The following is a 25,179-nucleotide window of genomic DNA, read 5'->3' on the forward strand; positions in this document are numbered from 1 at the left end:
CTGGAAAAAAAGACGCCTGCTTATAGCTTCTATGCACATTAAGACAGCCTGACTATATACGTTATGAACTGGTACGCATTGTCCTTCAGAACCGAGATGGAAGCCAGCAGTTTTTTGCCGGAAGGGCTCCAGCGCAGTTGGTCAGCAACCTCAATATCGTTCAGCACGGGCGTCTGTTCCCCTGTCTCCACCTCTGTAATGAACAGACCGTCCTGGTTATCGGCGGCGCTTGCGGCAGTCGTCACATAGGCCAGCTTGCTGCCGTCCGGCGACCAGCTTGTGCCATAAATCTGCTGGCCCGATGCCACGCGGGATTGCTCGTTGCCTTCGCTGTCGCAGAGCAGCAGCACCATTTCTCCCGGCCCCTTCCGCTCCACAATCGCCAGTCTGCTTCCATCGGGTGAGGGAACGGCCCATATGACATTTTTGCGCAGAGCCTTGGACTGCTTCGTATCGGTATCATAGGCGGTAAGCTGGCTGTCTTCCCCAGTCACATAGAGCAACCTGCTGCCGGACCGGCTGACCTCATGCACATAAGGTATTCCAGTCTTAAGCATCGTATCCTGACTGCCGTTTATACCCGCTGAAATGATGTTTCCTTCCATATCCGGGAAAATAACATGCTCATTATCCGTCCATATCCCTTCCTCATTTCTGAATTCCGCATCGCTTACTTTCACCGAAGTCCCGGCAGCCAGGTTCATGAGATAGCCAATCCCCGTAGCGTCATAGAGTTCTCTGTAAAAAAGCTGCTTCTTGTCGGGGGAAAACTGCGCCGCGCCATAATTTTTGTCTCCCTCCTGAAGCGGCGTATCATTCCCCGAGGAGAGCGTGCGGAGATAGAGATTATGCGGATACCGTTCCTGGCCTTCGATTGTCTGCGGGGGAAGGCTGCGGTTTTCTTTGTCCACCACAATCGTATCCTCACTGGCAAAATCCAGCCCGCGCACCCCCTCCACCTTGTCGATGCCCGCAAGCTTCAGCTTGGTATAGACCGATTCGCTGGTGTTGTCGAGGACGGTGATTTTTTGTCCGCCTTTTTCTACGACCTGCCGTGTCTCCGTATTTCCTGTACTGCAGGCTGTGACCCCAAGCAGCATTGCTGTGCCCATGAGAATCAGCGCCACCTTGCCCGCTCTGCCGCTCATTGTAATGTTCATGAATGTATCCCCCTAGAGGTTGTGTTGCTCCAAGCATACTGAAGGCATATTTCCAAAACATCACCGAATGTTTCCAAGTTGTAAAACTCCAGCCCTTAATCCACCGCTGGAAAAGACAGCTCAAACGCTGCTCCCTCTTCGCCTGTCTCCCGCAAAGTAATGGTCCCGTTCTGCTTCTCCACCAGATTGCGAACGAGGGAGAGGCCAAGCCCCGTCCCCCCGGACTGTCTGGACCGGTCGCGGTTGACTGTGTAAAAGGGCTCAAAGATTTTGTCCCTGGACTCATCCGGAACGCCGATCCCGGAATCCTTCACCGTAATCCAGACCCGGTTGTCCCTGACCTCGCTGTGAAGGAGAATCTTCCCTTGCGGAACATTGTATTTGATCGCGTTGTCGAGGAGATTGATGAAGATATGCATGAAGCTCTCCCGGTCGATCCAAATAAGGGCCGGCTGGACATCCAGCGTAATCTTCAGGCCATACCGCTCCGCCTTGCCGTTCATGCGCCCGCAGATATCGCGCAGTTCCTCCGCTACCTCCAGACGTTCGGCCTGGGACTCGAAATCATACTTCTCCAGCGCCGTCAGTTGCAGCACCTTCTCTACCATTTCGTACAGCCGCTGCGTTTCTTTGGCGATGTTGAGCTTGGCGTCATGCAGCAGCTTGGGATCATCCTCGTACATGTTCAGCAGATCCACGTATGCCTTGATCGAGGTCAGCGGCGTCTTGAACTCATGGCTGATGTTGCCGATGTACTGCTTCTGCTGCTGCTCCAGCGCCTGCAGCTTCTGGACGGCGAGCTGCAGCTTATGCTGCTCCGCATCCTTCGCGGCAATGCTGCTCTCAATTTCCCGGCTCATAAAATAAATGCCCTCGGCCAGCTCGCCCAGCTCATCCTTGCGCTTCACCGGCGGTGCGGTGATATAGTCCGCCCGTTGTATAGACTCTGCAGACTTCTTCAATCGCCCGATGGCCACCGCAGCCCGGTTGAAATAAAGGTAACCTCCGATGAAGCTGAGCAGCAGCACCGCGCCCCCTGTGGTCAGGAACAGGTTCAGCAGGGTCCGCTGGAAGCTCTGCGGGCTTGCCAGCGAATACTCCAGTTGCATAGCCCCCATCTGGCTGTCCGGCCCCTGCAAAGGTGCCAGATAGAGCAGGGTATCGCCTGCGCTCTGGTAGGCGATTTTGTTCTGCAGCGCATAGGTCAGCGCATTTGCAGGCTTTGGTTCCGCTGGAGCCGCTTCCCCTTGCCGGGAGCTGCCGACCTGCTGGCCCTGCGCATCATATAGCGTAACCGCAAGGCCGGTGAATCCGGCCAGCTCGACGGCCAGCGCCTTGCCCCGCTGCTGCATGAATGCCTGCGGCTCCAGCCGCGCACCGGTATAGTAGGTCTGCTTGACCCGCAGATTCACCGTTTTGGCATGCTGGGCCAGCGCGCTCTCCATCTGCGCCTGCTGATTCAGCGTTACTCCGCGCAGCACGAAAAAACTCAGGATGCTTATCGCCAGAATAAGCAGCACGGCCAGGAACAGGCTGAACTTCAGCTTGATGCTGATTCTCATGCGAAGCTCCCTGCCGGGACAGCCTTATAGCCGACGCCATAGACGGTCTGGAGAATATTCTGGTACGGCTCGCCCAGCTTTTTGCGCAGCCGCTGGATATGGATGTCCACCGTGCGTGTGCCGCCAGCGTAATCCATCTCCCAGACCTGCTCCAGCAGCTCTTCGCGCATATAGACACGCTGCGGATGGGAGAGCAGCAGGAGCAGCAGATCGAATTCCTTCGGCGTCAGCTCCAGCGACTCCCTGCCCAGCAGGACTGAGCGCCGGTCCGCATGGACCTGTAAAGCACCGTACTCGATGACCTCGCTTTTGACCTCGGCGGTATTCTTCTCCAGCCTGCGCAGCAGCGCCTTCACTCTGGCCAGCAGCTCACGGATTTCGAACGGCTTCGTCATATAATCGTCCGCGCCCAGCTCCAGACCGACGATTTTATCGACGATATCATTTTTGACGGTTAAGAGAATGATTCCGATATCATCCCGGTCCTCCAGCTTGCGGCATACATCGTATCCGCTCAGCTTCGGCATCATCACATCAAGCACCATCACGTTCGGACGGAACACAGCCGCCTTGCCGAGCGCCTCTTCGCCGTCACCGGCGGTATCCACCTCATAGCCTTCACGCCGCAGCGCGTAGGCAATCGCACTTACAATGCCCGGCTCATCATCCACTACCAGTACTTTTTTGGCCACCCTGCGGTTCACCTCTTTCGGTTGCATTTATTTTCTCCTCTGATTTCTGCAATTACTCTTCTGGTATACTTCCAGACGGGCTTGAACCCGAAAGGTTCCCATACGCGAAAAAAGAACTGCACCCAAACCGCCATCCAAACGTAGTATCCGGGAGAGGCCCATTCTTTAGGTTATCTTAAAGAAGAGTTAAGCTTAATCTCAGCTTCGCCGGGTACAATGATAGTAGTTGAAGAACCTGGCTAACGTAACCAACGACTCTGCACCGATATAACAACACATGAAAAGAGGATAACTTATGAATATAAAACGAGTAATGATTGTGGGGTCGATGATTGTAGCCATCTCCTTCGGAGGAACCGCCTGGGGCAAGCCCCTGGCAAGTGCAAGTCCTGTCGCTAAATGGTCTGCTACCAGTGTAGCCGAAAAGGATGACCTATTGGAAGCATTGAACCAGTCCTCCGATGAAGAACTGTACGAATCGCTCTATGACGGCAAATCCTTGAAGGATATCGCAGCCGAGCATGGCGGAAATATTGACAGCGTCATCAATTTGCAGGTCACCCAGCTTACACAGCAGCTCGATGCAAGGCTCGCCAGCGGCAGCATCACCCGGCAGCAATATACCGCTCAGAAGGCCGAATTGCGGGAGATCGTGGCGCAGAGCGTCTTGACTTCTTTTGGCTAACAGAGAGTACATAGTACTCAACCAGCCGCAGGCCGTGTTAACGGTCTGCGAACAGGCCATCTCAACCGCAGGAAATCTGCTTGAGATGGCCTGTTTATTTTGGGGTGGAGCTGCGGCTCACGGCGGGATTAACAACGGCAATTCTGCCGTTGTTCCACGCCCAGCGGACTGCGGCACCACCAACAACGGCATTTTTGCCGTTGTTCCATGCCCAGCGGCCTGCGGCACCACCAACAACGGCATTTTTGCCGTTGTTCCATGCCCAGCGGCCCGCGGCGCCACCAACAACGGCATTTTTGCCGTTGTTCCATGCCCAGCAGCCTGCGGCACCACCAACAACGGCATTTTTGCCGTTGTTCCATGCCCGGCGGCCCGCGATGCCACCAACAAAGGCATTTTTGCCGTTGTTCCATGCCCGGCGGCCCGCGACGCCACCAACAACGGCATTTTTGCCGTTGTTCCATGCCCGGCGGCCCGCGACGCCACCAACAACGGCATTTTTGCCGTTGTTCCATGCCCAGCAGCCTGCGGCACCACCAACAACGGCATTTTTGCCGTTGTTCCATGCCCAGCGGCCTGCGGCACCACCAACAACGGCATTTTTGCCGTTGTTCCACGCCCAGCGGCCTGCGGCACCACCAACAACGGCAATTCTGCCGTTGTTCCATGCCCAGTGGCCCGCGACGCCACCAACTACGGCATTTTTACCGTTGTTCCATGCCCAGCAGCCTGCGGCACCACCAACAACGGCATTTTTGCCGTTGTTCCATGCCCAGCGGCCTGCGGCACCACCAACAACGGCATTTTTGCCGTTGTTCCATGCCCAGCGGCCTGCGGCACCACCAACAACGGTACTTTTGCCCTTGTTTTGAAACCTCAAGCTGCTTTCCGCCCTTATCACGGCTCGAAAATCTGCTTCACTGAGCCGCGGCCCTGATCGGCGCTCAGCTCAACCTGAGCAAATGCCCCGTTAATGAAGGTTAGCTGCGGCGGAACATGCCCGCAATCAATATCATACATTACCGGCAACTGCAATTCCTCCGCCAGGTCCCGGTAGACGTCTTCCACCTTATAATCCTCAACCGGCCGGTTGGCGGCGCTTCTGCCGAACATCAGACCCGCTGAATGCTCGAACCATCCCGCAAGCTTCATCTGCACCAGCGATCTGCGCAGGTCGGTTACAGACAGCTCACAGTTTTCGAAAAACCACAGAATCGGCTCGCTATCAATAAAATGCTGCTGAAAATACCGGAGATCACCAAACGGCGTACCGATCAAATGTCTGATGACATCAACGCATCCGCCAAGCAGACGGCCCTGCATGTGCACATCCTCACCGGAAACAGAACGCCAACGGGTCTGCTCCGTCAGGTGAAACACACAGGTCGAGGGTTCGTCGAAATTCCATTCCTTTTGATAGCTTGCAGAAGAGTGCTGGAGAATGGATTCCCCTGTCTGAGTTGACAGCACCTCCTGCCACATGGCTGTAGTATCATCCATGAATTCCCCTCTGAGATCAATCAGGTTGGTTCCATGTGCAGTCGCGATGCCCGTTCTCAGAGTGATCGCCAGCAAAAGCATACTAACATCTGAATACCCCAACACCCACTTGCAAGGCATCACATCAAAATCAACAGCTTCCAGAATCTCGATCAGCAGCTCTCCGCCCCAAGGCGGGAGAATGAGCTGAATACTCTCGTCTGCCATCATCTGACCCAATTCGGCAGCACGCACTTGGGCCGGTGATGATTTGGCCTTGGCCTGGGTCCACACGGTGTCGCCGCATACTACGCGGAAGCCTTTCGACTCCAAACGGCTGACTGCAAGCTTCAGATGAGCATGATGGTTTGCTTTTACCCCGGATGAAGGGGCTGTTGTCCCTATTGTTGCTCCTGACCGTAACGACGGATATCTGATCATTGTAATTGCCTCCTCAAGTATAAACGGCTGCTCCATTTGTTTTTAAAAATAAAAAAGTGCCATTCAGGCTGCGTTCAGCAGGAATGTCACTTTTATTGTATACCAAATGTTGGATGTGGCAGCACCGGACTACGATCCCGCTTTATCCCGTCTAATCTCCAAAATATCGAGGAAAAAGACAAAGATCGGGATGCCGAGAATAAGTCCCCATATGCCAATATAATGTTCAGAGAACAGCAGCACGATAAAGGTGTAGAACATCGGCAGATTCATTTTGGAGGACATCAGCTTCGGATTGAGGAAGTACCCTTCCATCACATGCAGCACGGCAATCAGCGCCAGTACGTAAATGATCATCGTCAGCCCGCCAATATTGTACCCTATGATGCACAGGGGAATAAGTGAGATCACAAAACCCACAACCGGAATTAGACTGAGCAGGAAAATCATGATGGACAACGCGAAAAGGTAAGGGAAGGGCGAAAAGAACATGCCGAGTATCCACAAGCCGCACACTGTAAACAAAGTATTGAACATTGCGATCAAAATCTGTGCTTCAATGACTTTGCCGAAGGAGGCGATGAATTTTTTGCCGAAATACTCCAGTTCCACATAAAACCAGGCAATCTTGCTCTCTCTCAGGCGGGAGGTAAAGTTGACAATACGGTTCTTCTCCAGAATGAAGACAAAGCTTAGAATGGTTGATAATACGAAGGTTGTACCCCAGTCGCTGATCCTCAGCACATATTCAATACCATGGGTCATATAGGACTGATAGTTCAAATCCTTGAGTTTTTCGAATATATACTGCGCGATCTGGTTTTGCGGGATATCATCGGGGGTTAAATTCGTCAGGAAATCGGCTAATTGCTTAATTTGAATAAATACCCTGGGCAGGTATTTGACGAGCGCCATCACAATCATGGTGATTAGAGCGACATATAAAAGGATGATAATCACCTTGCTGTTCACCTTGACAAATTTGCCGATCTGCTTGGACAGCAGCACCTGAAAGCTGTTCATCACATAAGCCATCAGAAACGTGAGCAGCACCAGATTCAGCATATCTCTAATACTGTACAGCAGCAGTGCAATCAGCCCCAGAATCAAAAAGCGCCGGACTGTTAAATTCGCATAATAACGTTTAATTACATCCATTGTTCTTCTGTTCCTCTCCATTCGCTTACGATTAGGACTTTTGTATATATATTGTATAGTCTACAGTAACGAAAACACTTATAGCAAATGAAGCCCCGCTTAAAACGCGAAAAAACAAATTAATTGTCGAAATGCCGGGCGATTGCTGTGTCATGCTGCCGTTGTGCTATAATGTGCAGGTAAAACGGGCTGAGCCGACTTAAAGGGAGTCTATGCTTTTTATTAAATTTTCAATAAAACTGGAGGTTCACCTGTATGGGCAAAATCATCTGCATCACCGGCGCTTCAACCGGAATCGGCCTGTCAACGGCCCTGAAATTCGCCAAGGAAGGCTGGACTGTCTATGCCGGAACCCGCAACCTGGAACGCGACCAGGAGCTATACCGCAAAGTGGACAATCTTAAGTTTGTCGAGCTGGAGGTCACGAAGCCGGAGAGCATCGGGCGGGTGATAGATCAGATTGAACAGGAGCAAGGCACGCTTGATGTGCTGTTCTGCAACGCCGGCTTCGGCTACCTTAGAGCGCTGGGACAAGCCCCGATGGAGGAGGTTCACCGTGTCTTCGACACCAATGTCTATGGAGTCATGCATACGATCCGGGCCGCACTGCCCCTGCTGCGCAAGACCGGCTACGGGCATATTGTGGCCACCTCCAGCGTAGGCGGACTGGTAGGCCAGCCTATGAACGAAATCTACTGCGCCAGCAAATTTGCGCTGGAGGGCCTGCTGGAGAGTATGGCTACCTATTACAAGCCGCAGTTTAATATCGACATCTCTTTGCTTGAGCCTGGCGCTATTGCCACTGAATTCAACAAAACTGTGCTTGGGCACATAGCCGATACCGGCGGAATTCTGGAAGACGAATATAAGCCGGTCCTCGATGCCTACAGAGCCACGTTTCTGCAGCGCAATACGGAGCCTCAGACGGCGGATTCCGTTGCCGAAGTGATGTGGGATCTGGTGCATATGGAGGTCAAGCCGCTTCGTATCCGCACTTCAGAGCAGGCCGAAAAATTCGTCTCCCGCAAAGTAAGCACAGACCCTACCGGCCTTGAAGGTGTCCTCAGCACCCGCAAAATCCAGCTAAATCTGTGAAGACCTAGCCGCCAGTTCCACCCAGCTCCCGCTCGATCAGCTCCTGGTTGCTGCGGTGGAACTGGCGCATATTGCGGGGATAGGCACAGCCCGCAATCAGCTTATCCACCGCGTCCTGGTCTCCGGCAGCTACAGCCGTTCGCAGGCTGCGGATATAATTCAAGCCGGCCTCTCTGCGCCGCCCGATGTCCGGCAGACTCTCCGCTGCCGCCCCATGTCCTGGTACCAGCAGGGGTACAGGCTGTTGAGCGATCACCTGCTCCACCTTGCCAAGTGTAGCTTCATAGGCAGCACTGCTGTCATAAATATATGGAAACTCCACATCCGACAAATAATCCCCGGCAATGAACAGGCGAGGGGAATCCACCACCGTGAACAGACCGTCATTGGTATGCCCCGATGCAGCATATCCTGTAAGCTGCAGCTCCCCGAATACCATCGTCTGCCCATCCAGCTCCATAATATAATCCACATCCGGGTAGGTAATCTCATAAGGCCTCTTAAGGTAATATCTATCATCAAAGGTGCGGATCTCTTCCAGAATCGCTTCCCGCTCTTCCAAGGTTTTGTCCGCGAAGGCTTTGCTGGCGATAACCTCTGCTTCCTGAAAAGCCCCATAACCGATAATATGATCAAAATCAGAATGCGTGAACAGCAGCAGCAACTGTCTTCCGCCAAGGATACCGCTGACATATTGACGAATTTCCTCCACCTCGCTCGGCAGCCAGCAAGGATCAACGACCAGCACATGTCCGGCACTCTCAACAACCAGTGAATTGGTCTCGTACAACTCACTCTGGAACAGGGTAATGTCACCGCGTTTCCACTTCTGCACTTGGTCACCTCCTACAATGAACAGATTTTCTGAGCTGCGGGAAAACGTAATCCAATGGGGCTCCTATGGATTTCATATGATTTTCCGCTTCTTATCATACGTTTGTTTTATTCGTGCGTTTCAGATGGATAGGACAATTAACAGCAAGATCCCCATAACGCAAAAAACTCCTGGCACAAGGCCAGGAGGCATAGGTTGCCACTTACAATTATCTCTGAATAGGCTCGATCCGGTATACTCCGGTGCGGCCGGTATCTACAATCTGCCAGCCGAAGGACAGAACCGCTCCCAGCCGGTTCTTCTCTTCCTCTCTCAAAGCCGCTTCTACAGCTTCATTGCCTTCTTCCAGCTCCAGCTCCGCCTGTATGCCGAGCGCGACAGAAATCCAACTGCGGATGCCGCGGATGGTATTGTACTTGATCTGGTAGCCCTCGGTTACGGCCTGCCGGAACTGCTCCGGCTGCTCGCCTGCCAAAGCGGTCAACTGTGTATAATCGAATTTATATTCGCTCTTATCCACCGGAAGCTCGCCCGATTCAACTCTGCGCAGCAGCTCTTCATCGGACCAGCCCAGGGAACGCAGCGACTCTACCAGCAGTGCATCCCATTGCGACAATTTCACCTTGTTTAAAATATCAGTCATCTCATAACCTCCCATTTCGGTTGTAAATTAATCGAATTGTATAAGTTGAACTTAAGATTTTCATACTAGGGTCTGGTCGTAACTGCGGGGAATGTTTGGATTTCCGGCCGCTGTTGTCTGCAGATTTCTTGATTTATACCGCTCTTCGCGGTGGAAATCCGCAGACAGCCCATGCTTACGATGCTAGCTTTCCTACGGAAAGCTCTCAGGCGGTCGCTATCGCTCCTCCAGTTCCAAACTTCCCCTCCGCACTCCTACCTTTTTATGATTTTTTTAAGTTAAACTTATTTAGTCAAGGGCCACGTAGTGGCCCGGGCTTACTTCCCGGAGCTCAGCCTGCCCGCCCGAATTGCCTGCACCGGCGTAGCCGTCCAGTTGTATCCGCTGGCTTACCTTCTGCGGGTCTGTCTCCAGAATGGAGGACAGCAGCGCCTTGGTGTAGGGATGCAGCGGATTGTCGTACAGTTCATCGCTCTCCGCAACCTCTACCAGGCGGCCCCCGTACATGACGCCGATGCGGTCCGAGATATGCCGGACCATCGACAGGTCATGGGCGATGAACAGATATGTCAGGCCGAATTCGGACTGCAGGTCCTCCAGCATGTTGACGACCTGGGCCTGAACGGAAACATCGAGTGCCGAGATCGGCTCGTCGCAGACAACAAATTCAGGCCGCACCGACAGCGCCCGGGCAATGGAGATGCGCTGGCGCTGCCCGCCGCTGAACTCATGGGAATAGCGGTACAGATGCTCTCTCTTAAGCCCAACCCGCTCCAGCAGCGCGGCGACCGCTTCCTTACGCTCATCGCCCTGGTAGATGCCGTGGATTTTCATCGGCTCGCTGATCAGCTCCAGCACATTTAGGCTCGGATTCAGCGAAGAATACGGGTCCTGAAAGATCGACTGAATCCGGCGGCGGAAAGGCTTCAGCCCCTTCTCGCCCAGCTTGCCAAGCGGCTGTCCATCGAAAGACACCTCACCGGCTGTATAATCGTACAGCCGGAGCAGACAGCGGCCGACTGTAGACTTGCCGCTGCCGGATTCGCCTACCAGACCAAAGGTCTCCCCCTGGCGGATCTGGAAGCTGACACCATCGACGGCCTTCAATACGGCTGTATCGCGTCCACGCATGTCCTTGCCCTTGGAGAAGTGCTTCTTGAGATTATTCACATCGACTAATATTTTGCTCTCACTCACCGGAATCCCTCCCTTCAGCATAAGCTGCCGGCTGCTCCTGCATCCCTTGTGCTAACCAGCACATCGAGCGGTGTCCCGGAGAGAGCTCTGCTGGAGGCGGAAGCTCGCTGCAGCGGGCAAAAGCATGCGGGCAGCGCTCCATGAACGGGCAGCCGGGCGGCGGGTTGAGCAGATCGGGCGGCGTACCCTCAATCGGAATGAGCCGTTCACGCGAACCCCCGCCGCGCTTCGGAATGGAGCGCAGCAGGCCTTGGGTATAGGGATGCTGAGGCCGGTAAAAGATATCCTCCACCGTTCCTTCCTCCATGATCAGTCCGCCGTACATGACGATTACCCGGGTGCAGACCTGCGCCACCACGCCGAGATCATGCGTAATCAGCGCGACCGCTGTGTCGGAATTGCCTTTTAACTCTTTAAAAAGGTCAAGAATTTGCGCCTGTATCGTGGCATCCAGCGCCGTCGTCGGCTCATCGGCAATCAGCAGCTCCGGCTGGCAGGAGAGCGCCATAGCGATCATTACCCGCTGCCGCATGCCGCCGCTGAATTCATGCGGATATTGCTGCAGACGCTGCTCCGCATCACGGATGCCCACCTGGCGCAGCATCTTGGCCGCCTCGGCATAGGCGGCTTCTTTATCCAGCCCCCGGTGCCTGCGGATGACCTCTGTGAGCTGCTGGCCGATTTTTTTTACCGGATTGAGCGAGGTCATCGGGTCCTGAAAGACCATCGCAATCCGGTTGCCGCGCAGGTGCCGCCACTGCTTCTCCGACAGCCCGTTCAGGCTCTCCCCGCGAAAACGGATATTACCGGCAGTGATGCGGCCCGGAGGCGTAATGAGCGACATGATCGCCTTGGCTGTGACGCTTTTGCCGCTGCCGGATTCACCGACAATCCCTACCGTTTCACCGGCATCTATATGAAAACTGACTCCGCGGACGGCCTTGTTCTCGCCATCCCGGGTAGCGAACGAAACCTTCAAATCTTCAACAGACAGCAGATGTTCCGTCATTTATGTCTTCACTCCTATCTTCGCATCAGCTTCGGTTCAAAGCCCACCCGCAAAATATCACCCAGCACATTAAAGCTCAGCACCGTCAGCAGGATCAATAGCCCGGGGAACAGCGCCAGATACGGTGCCTGGGCAATGTAGCCCTGCGCGCTGTTCAGCATGCTGCCCCAGGTGGCATTCGGCGGCTGCACCCCGAAGCCGAGAAAGCTCAGCGACGATTCCATCATGATCGCCGAAGCGATATTATTGGTCGCACCCACAATAATGACCGGCACAAGGCCGGGAAGAATATGCCGCCAGATGATGCCGAAGCCGCTTTGTCCCGAGGCCTTGGCGTAGAGCACGTATTCGCGTTCCTTGATGGTCATCGTCTCTGCCCGGACGACCCGGGCCACATTCATCCACATCAGAAGGGCGATAATAATGATGATATTGCCGACGCTTGGCTTCAAATATACGCTGAGCAGCAGCAGAATCAGAAACGACGGGATTGACATGATCACATCCAGCATCCGCATCAGAAGATTGTCCAGCCAGCCGCCGAAATAGCCGCTGATTACACCAATCGTGGCCCCGATGCCGGTCGCTACGATCATCGAAGCAAACCCGACCAGCAGGGATACGCGCCCCCCGTACAAAGCTCTCGCCAGATAATCCCGCCCGTAGTCGTCAGTGCCGAACCAGTGTCCCACCCCCGGCGGCGTAAGCCGGGCCATAGCATCCATAGCATTCGGATCATAGCCGGCCAGAAAGGCGAAAATCGCCCCGAGCGTGAATACGATCAGAGTCAGCAAGGCGGCGACACCCAGACCGTTCGTAAACAGCTCATCCCTTACATTTTTCCATTTACTGCGATTCATGAGGTCACCCCTTCAATTTGATTCGTGGGTCCACGAAGCTGTAGAGTATATCCGCCGCCAGATTGCCGAAGATCAGCATCAGGGAGGAGAAGAGGGTAATCCCCATGATCACCGGATAATCCATCCCCTTGACAGCCGTCATGCCCAGCGAACCGATTCCCGGCCAGGAAAAGACCGTCTCCGTTACGATAGCTCCCGCTACCAGATCGCCCATCGACATGCCGAGCAGCGTAATGACCGGCAGCAGCACGTGCTTCATGACATGCCGGAACAGTATCGTGGACTTTTTCGAGCCAAAAGCATATTGAATCTGCACGTATTCCTCTTTCAGTTGTCCGATGGTGCTGGAGCGGATGTAACGCACGTACCCGGCAAGAAAACCGAAGGCCAGCACCGAGCAGGGCAAGATGCCATGCTTCAGCACATCCACGGCCGATTCCACGCCAATCGTGCGCATGCCCATGCTCGGCAAGAGGTGCAGCTTGATTGCGAACAGATACATCAGCAGAATCGCCAGCCAGAACAGCGGAATCGAAATTCCGATATAGGAGATAAAATTGATCAGCTTGTCTACCCAGCGGTTGCGGTTCGCACCGGCAATCAGGCCAAGCGGAATCGCCAGCACCACCGCAAGGGCAATGGCGCTGCCCATCAGACCGGCTGTAGCCGGAAGGCGCTCCAGAATTTGTCCGAGCACAGGCTGATGATTGACGAGGGAATAGCCGAAATTGCCCTGCGCCATCTCTTTGATCCAGATGAAATATTGAATATAGGCCGGTTTATCCAGTCCCAGGTTATGGCGGATACGTTCAATATCCTCCGCGTGCATATTCGGCGTAACAAAAGACAGCACCGGGTCCCCCGGAGCCAGCTTGATCATTGTAAAACACACAACCGATACAAAAAACAGCATCGGCAGTGTTTGCAGCAATCTTCGGACGATGAGTTGTCTCATACGCAGCTTCTCCCGCTCCTGATCGGCAAAAAAATAAGCTGGGTGCCCAGCTTATTTTTTCCCGTACTTATTTTTGGCTGATCTTATTTCTGGTAGATTTTGGACAAGTCCTCGAAGATAACGACAGGCTTCAGCACTGCTTCTTCAAGTCCGCCATAGTTCTTGGATATAGCAACGATAGTTTTAGTATAAGCGATAGGATAGATTGGCGCATCCTCGGCAACGAGCTCCTGCGCTTTTTTATAAATTTCTCCACGTTTGGCGGTATCCGCTTCTCCTGCACCCTCATTCAGCAGCTTGTCGACCTCAGGGTTCGCATAATGCGAATAGTTGGAGGAAGCGCCGGATGTGAACAGAATGCGGTAAGCATCCGGGTCGTAACCCATAATATAACCGGTCAGGGCCAGTTCATAATCAGTAGCCTTCAGATCAATGAACTTCTGTACCCAGGCAGAGGAATCCATGTTTTGCAGTTCAACATCTACGCCAACGGCCTTCAGCTTCTGCTGCACATACAGCGAGATCGCCTCCTGCACCTTGTTGCCGCTCTGTACAATGTATCTCAGCTTCAGGTTCTTAACCCCTGCCGCTTCCAGCATTTGCTTCGCTTTGGCTGCATCGTTATCGAAGGTCGGCACATCATTGGTAAAATACAGCACGTCCGGAGTCAAGAAGGACTTGGCTGGATCAGCATATTCACTCGAAGTATAGGCTGTCTGGATAAGCTCATCGCGGCTGAGCGCCAGCGACAGAGCTTGACGAACTTCTTTTTTCGCCAGAACGCCGGTATCGCTGTTCGCATTGAACATTAGATAGGCGAGACGTCCCTCAGCGTATGGCAGGATTTCAAAATTATTCGTAGCCTGAATCGTAGCTACATCCTTAGGATCAAGGTACTGCACGTTAATTTCACCGTTCTGCAAGGCAAGGTTCGCTGCATTGGCATCCTTGGCAATCCGGTAGGTGACGGAATCCAAATGCGGCTTGCCGCCAAAGTAGTTATCGAACCGTTCCAGCGTCAGATATTCGCCAGCCTTGTACTCTTTGAACTTGAATGGACCGGAACCGACGGGAGCGGCATTTTTGGTGCTTTTCTCAATGTCGGCCTCGTTCTCAAAAATATGCTTTGGAATCGGAGAAACCTGCACCAGCGTAGCTTCAAAAGCCGGGCTGACCTGCGGCAGCTTGAATTCTACAGTCAGATCATCCACTTTGGTAGCTGTGATGGGCTTGTCGCCAATCAGGAAGTTGGCCCGCAGGAAGCTGTTCTGCTTCTCATCCAAAATTTTGTCGATAGTGAACACTACGTCATCAGCCGTCAGCTTCTCACCGTCATGCCAGGTAAGTCCGCTCTTGAGCTTCAGTGTATAAGTAAGATTATCGGCCGAAGGGGTCAGGCTATCCGCCAGATAAAAGGTTTTCTTGCCGTTATTCACTTGGAACAGCGGCGCATACAGCGCCTGGTCGATGGTGAGACTGACGCGGTCACCCGCATAGTTCGGATTCAGCACTACCGGATCGGATGCAACCCCGATGATCAGGTTTCCTCCGTCTTTTGGTCCTTCGCTGGCAGCAGGCTGCTGTGATTCTGCAGGCGCATTGCTGGCTGCTGGTGATGCGGCGTTATTCCCCCCGGAGCACGCACTGATCAAAAATGTTAATATCATTATCACTGCAAGTCCAGATAACCCTCTTCTCATATCTTTCTCTCCTCCATTGTCTATGAGCAAATTCACTCGTTGTTTTTTGAATTATACATCGGAATACTCGGAATAACAATGGATGGAATTTCACATAACTGTAATTTCCTTCATCACATCTCCGCGTTTCAAGGCATCCACATGCTCCATCCCTGCCGTTACCCGCCCAAATACCGTATGCCAGCCATCAAGATAGTCAAAGGTATCATAACAGATAAAAAACTGGCAGCTTCCAGTACCCGGCCCAAAATGAGCCATCGACAGCGCCCCGCGCACATGCTTATGGGGATTGTTCTGCGTCTCGCAGGGGATTTTGTCCGTGCCTCCTCTGCCAGTGCCTTCCGGACAGCCGCCTTGGGCTACAAAGTCCCGAACAACACGCTGAAAGGTCAGACCGTTATAAAAGCCGCTGTTCGCCAGCTTTTCGAAATTGGCTACGGTTCCCGGCGCATCCTGCTCGAAAAGCTCAAGCTGGATGACCGTCCCTTTCTCCAGGGTAATCAACGCCTGCTTCATGCGGTTCCCTCCGTTTCTGCGGCTCTACCGGGTCCGCCGATATGCGCAACCGTCTTCGCCGCTTCCGCCGGTGCATAAATCTCCTGCACATCCTCGTCTGTCAGGGGCCGGTATTTCCCCTCCGCATCGTACCAGAACACCTCGGCGCGCGGATTCATCGCCAGCAGAAGATTGATCAGTTGTTGTACTTTCAGCGGTGATTGTTCCATTGCTTCCACTCCTCCAGCCGCAGTATAGGTTCTCCAAGTCTGTCTATGCGGTATTGTATAACAGGTTCGGCGCAGACGCCAAAACATATATTTCCTTGGGGTAACGGGTTTCCTTTTAGACATGAAAAAACTCCCCTTACAGTAAACCGGTTTTATTTCACCTGGCTGCCGTATGGGGAGCATATCACTTGTAGGATCAACGTCTTAATGTTCATTATTATTAAGCTGGATATTGGCTTATTAGGCTTTACTGTGAAGGGTAACCAGGTAACCGTCCGGGTCGGCAAATGTAAAGGTTCGCCCGAATGGCCCATCAATTGGTGCGGATGTAATCTTTACGCCCGCTGCAACAAGCTTGTCGTGAATTTCCTGCGTATCAGGGGCATGGAGCCATAGAGCGACACCAAGTCCAGGAGTACCTGAACCGAGTTCTGTTCCTGGAATTAGGTCACGAAGAGCAAATGCAATAGGCTTGGTTTCAAAGACCACAGCATGAGGCGGCCCCGCCTGTGAGCGGACGAGTCCGAGATAGTTTTGATAAAATTCAGCAGAGCCTTCAAGATTGCTCACTTGAAGTGAAATGAAATCGGGTCCGATTGCTGACATAATGTCCTCCTTGGTATATACGGTTATTTATGTTACAGGTGTCTCCAACCTATCTTGCCGTTCTTCACGGTGATTTATTAAACTGCAGTCAAATTCTGAACTGCAACATCTCGATTTGCCATCGCCTCAAAATAAGCATGTGCATTCTTCAGTAAGTCATGTCATGTAAGTAACCTCACTTTCATTTTGTATGTCTTGATTGTACAATCCCCCTACTGCCAACAGTATGTCAGTAGCGTTCTTACATTTGCCCCCCATCCAAGAATTGAACACAACAATTCTTCCGGTTGACGCGCCATGCCGGTCTATATTTTTCAGTCTAATGCCTGAATTTCTTCTGACCCAGCGTCGGCCCTAGCATAGCTTCAGAGCTAAATTTGCGGGTGAGGTCATACACAGGGGGGTGAAGAGAACCGCAGCAGCCGAGTCGGCTCCTTACGGACCCGAGAGCCGTTATTTTCAAAAAAACGCCACTTATTGCGGCTTAACGGACCGAGCGGCGCTTATGGTCTCCCAAAGGAACGTTTAGGAGCGGAATATTCGATCATAAGGCCCGTGGTGTCCGTAACTTCCCCAAGCCGTGACTCTCATCCGAATAAAGCGCACCACAGTCCGTAACGCAAGGGCCAAACGTCAATTCAAGAATGAACCCCGTCTGGGAAGGGGGAGCCTGAGGAGAGATCGCTCCACGCCATCAGTCCTCCGGGCATCGCAGGCCCCTAATCAAATTAATATTAGAACGTGGAGATCATGCTGTAGGCGTATCAAGGTCCCACCATCCGACGAATCATTTTTCCTGAACCACAAAGACTGCCTACTAAGCCACAGATTTGGAACTGATGCTATAAAATCCCGTTTGATGCTAAGCTGGTTTCGCCAAATATCCAAAAAGTAGCTGCACGAAATACAATTAAACCTCGGCTATGAAGATTTCCAGCCTGTTTAATTGTACTAAGTGCAGCTACCTGGTTAACCGTTCCTCTGAATTGGCTTAAATGCAGCCAGCCCATAAATCTGCTTCCTCACACTGAGCTCAGCGGCTCCTCCTCCGGTTTCGGCTTCGGCTTGGTGATCCAAACGCTCAGCTCGCCTCCGGCTTCATGCACCTCCATCACCGAGCCCTCCTCTGCTTCACCGGCAATCAGCGCACGGGCCACACGGGTCTCCAGACTGCGCTGGATGAACCGTTTGAGCGGTCTTGCGCCATATACCGGATCAAAGCCTTCTCTGGCGATAAACCGTACCGCGGACTCGCTGAGCATAAGGCCTACCCCCCGTTCAGCCAGACGTTGGCGCAAGCTATCTGCCAGCTTGAGAACAATCTGTTCGATTTCACTAAGCAGGAGCGGCTTGAACATTACAATATCATCCACGCGGTTCAGGAACTCCGGCCGGAAATGTCCGCTCAGCTCTTTCATGACTCTGTCCTTGACCGCATTCGTCAGCTCCCCGTTGTCATCGGTGCCTTGAATCAGATGCGGCGAGCCGATGTTCGAGGTCATGATGATGATTGTATTCTTGAAGTTGACCACCCGGCCCTGTGAATCGGTCAGCCGCCCGTCATCCAGCAATTGCAGCAGGATGTTGAACACATCGGGGTGGGCTTTCTCCACCTCATCCAGCAAGACCACCGTGTATGGCTGACGGCGCACCGCTTCTGTAAGCTGGCCGCCCTCCTCATAGCCGACATACCCCGGAGGCGCACCGACGAGGCGGGACACGCTAATCTTCTCCATGTATTCCGACATATCAATGCGGATCATGCCGTCTTCACGGTCGAACAGCGATACGGCTAGCGCCTTCGCCAGCTCCGTCTTGCCGACCCCGGTCGGCCCGAGGAACAGGAACGAGCCAATCGGGCGGTTCGGGTCCTTAATGCCCGCTCTTGCCCGGAGCACCGCATCTGCAACCAGCCGGACTGCCTCCTCCTGTCCGACTACCCGTTCATGCAGCGTATCCTCCAGACGCAGCAGCTTGTCCCGCTCGCCTTCTACAAGTCTGCTCACCGGAATGCCAGTCCAGCGGGAGACGATGTCGGCGATTTCCTCGTCGGTCACGGCTTCACGCAGCAGCCGGCTCTCCTGATCCTGTGCCGCTGCTTCCTCTGCAGCCTTAAGCTGCCGCTCCAGATCAGGAATAATCCCGTAGCTGAGCTCCGCAGATTTATTGAGATCGTAGTCTTCCTGCGCATCTACCAGGTCTTTACGAGCCTGCTCCAGCTTCTTTTTCAGCTCACGCAGGCCTTGAATGGCTGACTTCTCCTTCTCCCAGCGCGCCGTCATCCCCAGATGCTTCTCCTTAAGATCGGCAAGCTCACGCTGCAGCGTCTCCAGACGGCGCTTGCTGGCATCGTCAGTTTCTTTTTTGAGCGCGGCTTCTTCAATCTCCATCTGCATCAGGCGGCGGGTCACTGCATCCATTTCACCCGGCATGGAGTCAATCTCCGTGCGGATCATCGCACACGCTTCATCCACCAGATCAATGGCCTTATCCGGCAAAAAACGATCCGTAATATAGCGGTTCGACAATACACCGGCTGCGACCAGCGCGCTATCGTGGATTTTGACCCCGTGGTGGACCTCAAAACGCTCCTTCAGGCCGCGCAGAATAGAAACCGTGTCTTCAACATCCGGCTCACTGACCAGCACCTGCTGGAAACGCCGTTCCAAAGCCGGGTCCTTCTCAATATACTTGCGGTATTCGTCCAGGGTTGTTGCCCCGATACAATGCAGCTCCCCGCGTGCCAGCATCGGCTTCAGCATGTTCCCGGCGTCCATCGCGCCTTCGGTTTTGCCCGCGCCGACAATCGTATGCAGCTCGTCAATGAAGAGGATGATGCGTCCGTCGCTCTCGCGGATTTCCTTCAGCACCGCCTGCAGCCGTTCCTCGAACTCTCCCCGGTACTTGGCCCCGGCGATCAGCGCGCTCATATCCAGCGAAAAAATCGTCTTGTCCTTCAGCCCCTCCGGCACATCCTTGCGGACTATCCGGTGCGCCAGCCCTTCGACAATCGCCGTTTTCCCTACGCCCGGCTCCCCGATCAGCACCGGATTGTTCTTCGTCTTGCGGGAGAGAATGCGGATAACCCGGCGAATCTCGCCATCGCGCCCGATGACAGGGTCAATCTTGCCTGCCCGCACTTCAGCTACCAGATCACGGCCGTATTTCTCCAGCACCTCATAGGTTGCTTCCGGCTCCCGGCTTGTCACCCGCTGATGGCCGCGGATATCCGCGAGCACCGCCAGCAGCTTATCGCGCGTCACTCCGCGGCTCACAAACAATCCGCGCACCTCCCGGTTCCCGCTGCCGGAATCGGACACCATCGCCAGTACGGCGTGCTCCACCGCCACGAATTCATCCTGCATCTGCGCTGCTTCCTGCTCAGCCTGCTCCAACACGGCCAGCAAGGGCTGCGAAGCATACCGCCGCATTGTGCCTGCGCCCGAGCCGCTGACGCTCGGCTTCCGCTGCAGCAGCTCCTCCGTACCCTGCAGCAGCTCGGCTACGGGAATGTTCATCTTCTGCAGCAGGCGCGGCAGCAGACCCTCATGCTGCTGAAGCAGCGCCTTCAGCAGATGAAGCGTGTCAATCTCCTGATGCCCGCCAGCCGACGCCAGCGACTGCGCTGCGGCAACCGCCTCCTGCAGCTTCTGTGTTAATTTGTTGAAGTCCATCTTCTTCATCACCTTTCTATCGTTGAGCCGGCCTTCCCAGGCTCGCCTCCGCTACATTCAACGGCATTTCTGCCGTTGTTTCCTCCCGGCCTGGCCACCGCGCGCCTAACAACGGCATTTCTGCCGTTGTTTCCTCCCGGCCTGGCCACCGCGCGCCTAACAACGGCATTTCTGCCGCTGTTTCCTCCTGGCACGGCCTCCGCGCGCCTAACAACGGCATTTCTGCCGCTGTTTCCTCCTGGCACGGCCACCGCGCGCCTAACAACGGCATTTCTGCCGCTGTTTCCTCCCGGCCTGGCCACCGCGCGCCTAACAACGGCATTTCTGCCGCTGTTTCCTCCTGGCCCGGCCTCCGCGCGCCTAACAACGGCATTTCTGCCGCTGTTTCCTCCTGGCACGGCCTCCGCGCGCCTAACAACGGCATTTCTGCCGTTGTTTCCTCTAGGCCGCGTCCGCGCTGCCAACCGCAGCGCGGGCCTTAGCCCATCGCGGCTTTGCGCCGCGCGGCTCCGCCCGGGGCCTGCCGTTTGGCCCCGGCCTGAAAGCTGCCAGCTTCAGATAGCTGGCGGTACAGCTTCTTCTCCGCCTCCGTCAAGCCGGCGGGAATCACAATCTCCACCGCGAACAGGATATCACCGTTCGCGCCGTTCGGGCGCTTCAGACCCTTGCCGGAGAGGCGCAGCGTCTTGCCGCTGGCCATCCCGGCCGGGATCTTCAGCTTCACGCTGCTGCCGTCCGGCAGCGGCACCTTGGCTTCGCCGCCGAGCACGGCTTGCCACGGCGCAATCTCCACCGTGCCGTACAGGTCTCCGCCCTCCGGCTCGTAAACATCATGCGGCAGCAGGTGCAGTGAGATCAGCAGGTCGCCGCCCTCTGCCACTCCATTTCCGCCGCTGCCGGGAATACGGATAACCGTTCCTTCGGCGGCACGAGCCGGGATACTGACGTTCACATCCTTGCCGCCTACCTGAACCCGGATGCTTCCGCCCTTATAAGCCTGCTCCAGCGTAACCTCAAGCTGCGCCTGCATCGTGCTGCGCGCTTCGCCGAAGGGACCGCCAACTCCGCCGCTACCGAAAAAATCAAACCCCGCCCGGTCCGCCGCACCCCGGCTGCCGAAGAACATTCCAAACAAATCGTCCTCGGAAATCCCGCCGGAGGAGGAGTAGCTTCCGCTCCAGCCTGCACCGAAAGGCGAATCTCCATACGCCGAAGACGAAGCTCCGCTACGCTGTGCCCCGCCGCCTCTCACGCCTCCGAAGCCGTAGCGGAGCTCTTCATCATAGGCTTTTCTTTTCTCCTCATTGCCCAGGACCTCATAGGCTTCCGCCGCTTCCTTGAACCTCGCTTCCGCCTCCGGCGCCTTGTTGACATCGGGATGCCACTTCTTCGCGAGCTTCTGATAGGCCTTTTTGATCTCCTGCCTGGTGGCCTTCTCCCCTACGCCCAGTGCTTCATAATAGTTAGCTGCCAAATGTGCCTCCTCCTTTCGTCAAATGCGGCGGGCAAGCCGCCATTTCCTGCCTTTTAATACCCTATTTCCGTCAGCCCTTAAAATGCTATATTCTTGTTCCGTTGCTCTTGTATTCCGTGAAAAGACGCACCATAGCCGGAATCTCCCACTACAATGCGCCTGAATGATGGTGCTATATGAAAAGCCCGGCGAAGCCGCTGATACTGCAGAAGCCTTATTGGGTACACGGTGCTGGCCACTATACCCGGGTCATCTTAATTTTCAGCCGCACCGCCGGACTTGGACGTCTCCATCCTCCCTGCCGCAGCCGCTGGCTCTCCGCTTCCCTCGGATGCCCGCTGCACTGCACTTGACCGTCAACTTGCCGGCTTATTGAAGCTGTTCTCCGGTAGAACCGTTATCCTGAATTTCAATGCGTTTGCCAAGCGGCTTTTGCCGTTTCGGTACCGAAAGGGTTAGCAGACCGTCCTTCAGCGAAGCGCGAATTTCATCCTCGGCGATGTCCTGCACATAGAACCGGCGCACATATTCTCCATACCGGCGTTCTCTGCGCACCACCTGATGGTCTTTGTTTTCCCCGTTATTTTCTTCGTTGCGGACCGCCTTGATCGTCAAATAAGGGTTGGCGTAATCAATGTCGATTTCTTCTTTTTTGAAGCCGGGCAGCTCAGCCTCAATCAGATACGCCTGCTCGCTCTCACGGATGTCCGTCCGGAAGGACATTGTGGAGCTTTTTATCGGTGCAAAAAAATCATCATTAAACACTTCGTTCAGGGACTTGGCCAGCACACCAAAAGCATCATCTCTGCGTTTTCCAAAAGGAATCAAATCAAACATCATACATTCTCCTCTCATTTGACTTTGACTTTATTTGACCTATGGCTTTATTATAATCCCCTCGCGGGTACATAACAAAACCCGTATAAGCCGAAAAACCGGAGAAATCCGGTATTTCAGCTTATTTTTCTGCATAAATTTTGGGATTATTAACGTTTTGACCTTTTTTGACCTTTAATGAATATATCGCTCCCGATACTCCGTCTCCAGCATGCTCATCATCACCACATCATGGTACTCATGATTGTAGAAAAGCGCGTGGCGCCGCACGCCCTCCCGGACGAAACCGATCGACTCATACACGTGCGCGGCACGGTTATTATATGTATAGACCTCCAATTCAATACGGTGCAGATTCAAAATCCCGAAGCCGTAGTCCAGCATCAGCAGCAGTGCCTCCCGGCCGTAGCCTTGTCCCTGATGCCGCTCCTCCCCGATGGCGATCCGCAGATTAGCTGTGCGGTTATTGCGGTCCATATCCTGAATGGCGATGTCGCCGATGATCTCATCATTCTCCTTAAGGGCAATCAGCAACAGCACCGAGCTGTCATCTCCGGGTTTGCGCTCAATATATGCCGCGATCTGCTCCTTGGTCATATGCTTCTGCGTCCCTGTTAGTCGGCGGGTCTCCGTACCATAGAACATGTGGTAGTACAGCTCGGCGTCTTCCGCGTTAAGCGGGCGCAGGTACACCCTTTGCCCTGATAAAAGTCCCGATTGCTTGCTCATACTCTCATCTCCTGTCATTTATGTAGCTCTATGGTATTGCAGAACTGTATACTTGAAAATAGACAGAATCGTCTTTTTCCAAAGGACAGATGGGAGTATCCTCATGCTGCTTGTGCCAACGCTCAGTGAAAACAATGGAATTCCATACTACATACAGCTCTATGATTATTTTAAAAAAGAGATCATCAGCGGTACGCTTCCGGCAGACTGCCGCCTGCCGTCGATTCGTGATCTGGCTGCCCAAATCCATATCAGCACCACTCCTGTAGAGCTTGCCTACCAGCAGCTCATGTCCGAAGGCTTCATAACCAGCAAGCCGCGCAGCGGATACCGCGTCCAGAAGGTGCACCTGCTTAGCGAAATAGCGGAGGGTTTGGAGCGCCCTCCGCTGCCGCAAGAGCCCATTACCGCCCGCGATCCCCGGACATATGCTTATGATTTCCATATTTCGCGGAATGACTTCTCCCACTTCCCGCACAAAATATGGCACAGCCTCTACCAGGAGCAGCTAACGAACCCTGAGCTGCTGCAATATGGCGACCCGCAAGGCGAGCCTGCCCTGCGCCTAAGCCTTGCCGTCCATTTGCGGCAATTCCGCGGACTGCGCTGCACCCCGGAGCAGATTGTAATCGGCGGCGACCAGTATACGCTTTGCTCTCTTGTAGCGCTCCTCCTTCAGGAGAAGGCGGGGAAGCTCGCTATTGAAGATCCCGGCTACCACCTGCTGCCGGCCGCTTTTAAAAGACACGGATTTAATGTGATTCCCCTTCCGTTACAGGAGGACGGGCTTGATGTAGAGCAGCTATACTCAAGCGGAGCAAATTCCGTATACATCTCTCCCTCCCACCAGTTTCCCAGGGGCATGGTGATGCCGATTGCGAAACGGCTGGCGCTGCTGGAGTGGGCGCGGTCAAGCGGCGGCTATATTATCGAGGATGATTATGACGGCGAGTTCCGCTATCATGGCCGTCCCATTCCTGCGCTGCAGGGGCTGCTGGATAACAGTCCGGTGATCTACATGTGCAGCGCCGCCCAGTCGGTAGCTCCGGCGCTCTGCATTCATTATATGGTGCTGCCGCAGCAGCTTCTGCCGGACTATCACCGCCTGAAAAGCGAGCTGTACCTGGAGCACTCCGCCTCCCGGCTCCATCAGATTGCGCTGCACTATTTTATCGAGAGAGGGTATTTTGCCAAGCATGTGCGGCGGATGCGCCTGCTCTATCAGAGGAAACATGATCTTCTCCTGCACTCCATCCAGCAATATTTCGGGGAAAAGGCTGCCGTTTCCGGTCAAGGTGCCGGATTTCATCTTCTGCTCACGCTAAGAAGCGGCGGCAGTGCGCGCCGGCTTGCGGAGCTAGCAGGGACCGCAGGCATCCGCGTTACGCCAATGTCCTATACCTGGTGGAACGGGCCGGATAACGATGAGCCGGAATTTATTCTGGGCTTCGGCGGCATCGCCGAGGTAAACATAGAGGAGGGTATCCGGCGTCTGGCAGAGGTGTGGCTGGGCCAGATACCGGAGAGGTGATTTTACTGAATGCCCTTTGGTTTTCTTTGTACAAATCTCTTATAGTTCTTAATGGATGGAATTTTTTTATGATGTGCTATTAGCTCTTTACCGCTGATGATCGGACGTATGGTTGGATGAGTTTTTCCTGCG

General features: G+C 54.2%; 25 protein-coding genes. 3 read left to right on the forward strand and 22 right to left on the reverse strand.

Going from position 1 to position 25,179, the window contains the following annotated elements:
* Window positions 1–38: 38 nt before the first annotated feature.
* From B212_RS0125760 to B212_RS0125770, 3 genes are all read right to left on the reverse strand, one after another.
* Window positions 39–1,160, reverse strand: a complete 1,122-nt coding sequence (locus tag B212_RS0125760) for a PD40 domain-containing protein (RefSeq protein ID WP_019914128.1) — start codon at window positions 1,158–1,160, stop codon at window positions 39–41.
* Between the two features lie 95 nt (window positions 1,161–1,255).
* Window positions 1,256–2,722, reverse strand: coding sequence for a sensor histidine kinase (locus B212_RS0125765; RefSeq protein WP_019914129.1), 1,467 nt, complete (start codon window positions 2,720–2,722; stop codon window positions 1,256–1,258).
* Window positions 2,719–3,414, reverse strand: a complete 696-nt coding sequence (locus B212_RS0125770; RefSeq protein ID WP_028531045.1) for a response regulator transcription factor — start codon at window positions 3,412–3,414, stop codon at window positions 2,719–2,721. Before B212_RS0125770 ends, B212_RS0125765 begins: the two co-directional genes overlap by 4 nt.
* A gap of 295 nt (window positions 3,415–3,709) precedes the next feature.
* Here B212_RS0125770 and B212_RS0125775 point away from each other — a divergent pair, with 295 nt between their 5' ends.
* The gene (locus B212_RS0125775) at window positions 3,710–4,099 is read left to right on the forward strand and encodes a hypothetical protein (protein WP_019914131.1); all 390 of its coding nucleotides are present in this window, start codon (window positions 3,710–3,712) and stop codon (window positions 4,097–4,099) included.
* 94 nt (window positions 4,100–4,193) lie between these two features.
* Here the strand turns inward: B212_RS0125775 and B212_RS0125780 are convergent, their stop codons facing one another.
* The 3 genes from B212_RS0125780 to B212_RS0125790 all read right to left on the reverse strand — a co-directional run bounded on the left by B212_RS0125780 (window position 4,194) and on the right by B212_RS0125790 (window position 7,177).
* The gene (locus B212_RS0125780) at window positions 4,194–4,979 is read right to left on the reverse strand and encodes a hypothetical protein (protein ID WP_156830214.1); all 786 of its coding nucleotides are present in this window, start codon (window positions 4,977–4,979) and stop codon (window positions 4,194–4,196) included.
* A gap of 17 nt (window positions 4,980–4,996) precedes the next feature.
* The gene (locus B212_RS0125785; protein ID WP_019914133.1) at window positions 4,997–6,019 is read right to left on the reverse strand and encodes a S66 family peptidase; all 1,023 of its coding nucleotides are present in this window, start codon (window positions 6,017–6,019) and stop codon (window positions 4,997–4,999) included.
* A gap of 129 nt (window positions 6,020–6,148) precedes the next feature.
* The gene (locus B212_RS0125790; RefSeq protein WP_019914134.1) at window positions 6,149–7,177 is read right to left on the reverse strand and encodes an AI-2E family transporter; all 1,029 of its coding nucleotides are present in this window, start codon (window positions 7,175–7,177) and stop codon (window positions 6,149–6,151) included.
* Window positions 7,178–7,432: 255 nt separating this feature from the next.
* On the opposite strand from B212_RS0125790, the gene B212_RS0125795 reads away from it, so the two are divergent.
* The gene (locus B212_RS0125795; RefSeq protein WP_019914135.1) at window positions 7,433–8,272 is read left to right on the forward strand and encodes an SDR family oxidoreductase; all 840 of its coding nucleotides are present in this window, start codon (window positions 7,433–7,435) and stop codon (window positions 8,270–8,272) included.
* A gap of 4 nt (window positions 8,273–8,276) precedes the next feature.
* Here the strand turns inward: B212_RS0125795 and B212_RS0125800 are convergent, their stop codons facing one another.
* The 16 genes from B212_RS0125800 to B212_RS0125870 all read right to left on the reverse strand — a co-directional run bounded on the left by B212_RS0125800 (window position 8,277) and on the right by B212_RS0125870 (window position 23,516).
* Complete coding sequence (locus tag B212_RS0125800; RefSeq protein ID WP_019914137.1) at window positions 8,277–9,107, reverse strand: MBL fold metallo-hydrolase; 831 nt, start codon at window positions 9,105–9,107, stop codon at window positions 8,277–8,279.
* Between the two features lie 208 nt (window positions 9,108–9,315).
* Window positions 9,316–9,750, reverse strand: a complete 435-nt coding sequence (locus B212_RS0125805) for a hypothetical protein (RefSeq protein WP_019914139.1) — start codon at window positions 9,748–9,750, stop codon at window positions 9,316–9,318.
* Between the two features lie 288 nt (window positions 9,751–10,038).
* On the reverse strand, window positions 10,039–10,968 hold the full coding sequence (locus B212_RS0125810; protein WP_019914140.1) for an ATP-binding cassette domain-containing protein: 930 nt from the start codon (window positions 10,966–10,968) through the stop codon (window positions 10,039–10,041).
* Entirely contained in the window at window positions 10,940–11,956 is a 1,017-nt protein-coding gene (locus B212_RS0125815; protein ID WP_019914141.1) for an ABC transporter ATP-binding protein, read from the reverse strand. The genes B212_RS0125810 and B212_RS0125815 overlap by 29 nt, the downstream gene beginning before the upstream one ends.
* Before the next feature lie 14 nt (window positions 11,957–11,970).
* A complete protein-coding gene (locus B212_RS0125820; protein WP_019914142.1) occupies window positions 11,971–12,816 on the reverse strand; it encodes an ABC transporter permease in 846 nt (281 codons plus the stop codon).
* A gap of 4 nt (window positions 12,817–12,820) precedes the next feature.
* Window positions 12,821–13,771 (reverse strand): ABC transporter permease, encoded by a 951-nt coding sequence (locus B212_RS0125825; protein WP_019914143.1) that lies wholly within the window; start codon window positions 13,769–13,771, stop codon window positions 12,821–12,823.
* A gap of 83 nt (window positions 13,772–13,854) precedes the next feature.
* Window positions 13,855–15,471: an ABC transporter substrate-binding protein gene (locus B212_RS0125830; RefSeq protein WP_019914144.1), complete on the reverse strand. Its 1,617-nt coding sequence runs from the start codon at window positions 15,469–15,471 to the stop codon at window positions 13,855–13,857.
* Between the two features lie 90 nt (window positions 15,472–15,561).
* Window positions 15,562–15,987 (reverse strand): peptidylprolyl isomerase, encoded by a 426-nt coding sequence (locus tag B212_RS0125835; RefSeq protein WP_019914145.1) that lies wholly within the window; start codon window positions 15,985–15,987, stop codon window positions 15,562–15,564.
* Window positions 15,984–16,196, reverse strand: coding sequence for a hypothetical protein (locus tag B212_RS0125840; protein ID WP_019914146.1), 213 nt, complete (start codon window positions 16,194–16,196; stop codon window positions 15,984–15,986). The genes B212_RS0125835 and B212_RS0125840 overlap by 4 nt, the downstream gene beginning before the upstream one ends.
* 240 nt (window positions 16,197–16,436) lie before the next feature.
* Entirely contained in the window at window positions 16,437–16,802 is a 366-nt protein-coding gene (locus B212_RS0125845) for a VOC family protein (protein WP_019914147.1), read from the reverse strand.
* 842 nt (window positions 16,803–17,644) lie between these two features.
* A complete protein-coding gene (locus tag B212_RS34775) occupies window positions 17,645–17,812 on the reverse strand; it encodes a hypothetical protein (RefSeq protein WP_156830215.1) in 168 nt (55 codons plus the stop codon).
* A 12-nt stretch (window positions 17,813–17,824) separates the two neighbouring features.
* On the reverse strand, window positions 17,825–20,476 hold the full coding sequence (gene clpB / locus B212_RS0125850; RefSeq protein ID WP_019914148.1) for an ATP-dependent chaperone ClpB: 2,652 nt from the start codon (window positions 20,474–20,476) through the stop codon (window positions 17,825–17,827).
* Window positions 20,477–20,492: 16 nt separating this feature from the next.
* Window positions 20,493–20,849: a hypothetical protein gene (locus B212_RS0125855; protein ID WP_019914149.1), complete on the reverse strand. Its 357-nt coding sequence runs from the start codon at window positions 20,847–20,849 to the stop codon at window positions 20,493–20,495.
* Between the two features lie 105 nt (window positions 20,850–20,954).
* Window positions 20,955–21,950, reverse strand: a complete 996-nt coding sequence (locus B212_RS35845; protein WP_019914150.1) for a DnaJ C-terminal domain-containing protein — start codon at window positions 21,948–21,950, stop codon at window positions 20,955–20,957.
* Between the two features lie 369 nt (window positions 21,951–22,319).
* On the reverse strand, window positions 22,320–22,787 hold the full coding sequence (locus tag B212_RS0125865; protein ID WP_019914151.1) for an Hsp20/alpha crystallin family protein: 468 nt from the start codon (window positions 22,785–22,787) through the stop codon (window positions 22,320–22,322).
* A 174-nt stretch (window positions 22,788–22,961) separates the two neighbouring features.
* Window positions 22,962–23,516, reverse strand: a complete 555-nt coding sequence (locus tag B212_RS0125870; protein WP_019914153.1) for a GNAT family N-acetyltransferase — start codon at window positions 23,514–23,516, stop codon at window positions 22,962–22,964.
* 103 nt (window positions 23,517–23,619) lie between these two features.
* Between B212_RS0125870 and pdxR the strand changes: the two genes are divergently transcribed.
* The gene (pdxR, locus tag B212_RS0125875) at window positions 23,620–25,047 is read left to right on the forward strand and encodes a MocR-like pyridoxine biosynthesis transcription factor PdxR (protein ID WP_019914155.1); all 1,428 of its coding nucleotides are present in this window, start codon (window positions 23,620–23,622) and stop codon (window positions 25,045–25,047) included.
* Window positions 25,048–25,179: the final 132 nt, after the last annotated feature.

Source organism: Paenibacillus sp. HW567 (genome assembly GCF_000374185.1).
Lineage (GTDB): Bacteria > Bacillota > Bacilli > Paenibacillales > Paenibacillaceae > Paenibacillus_AQ.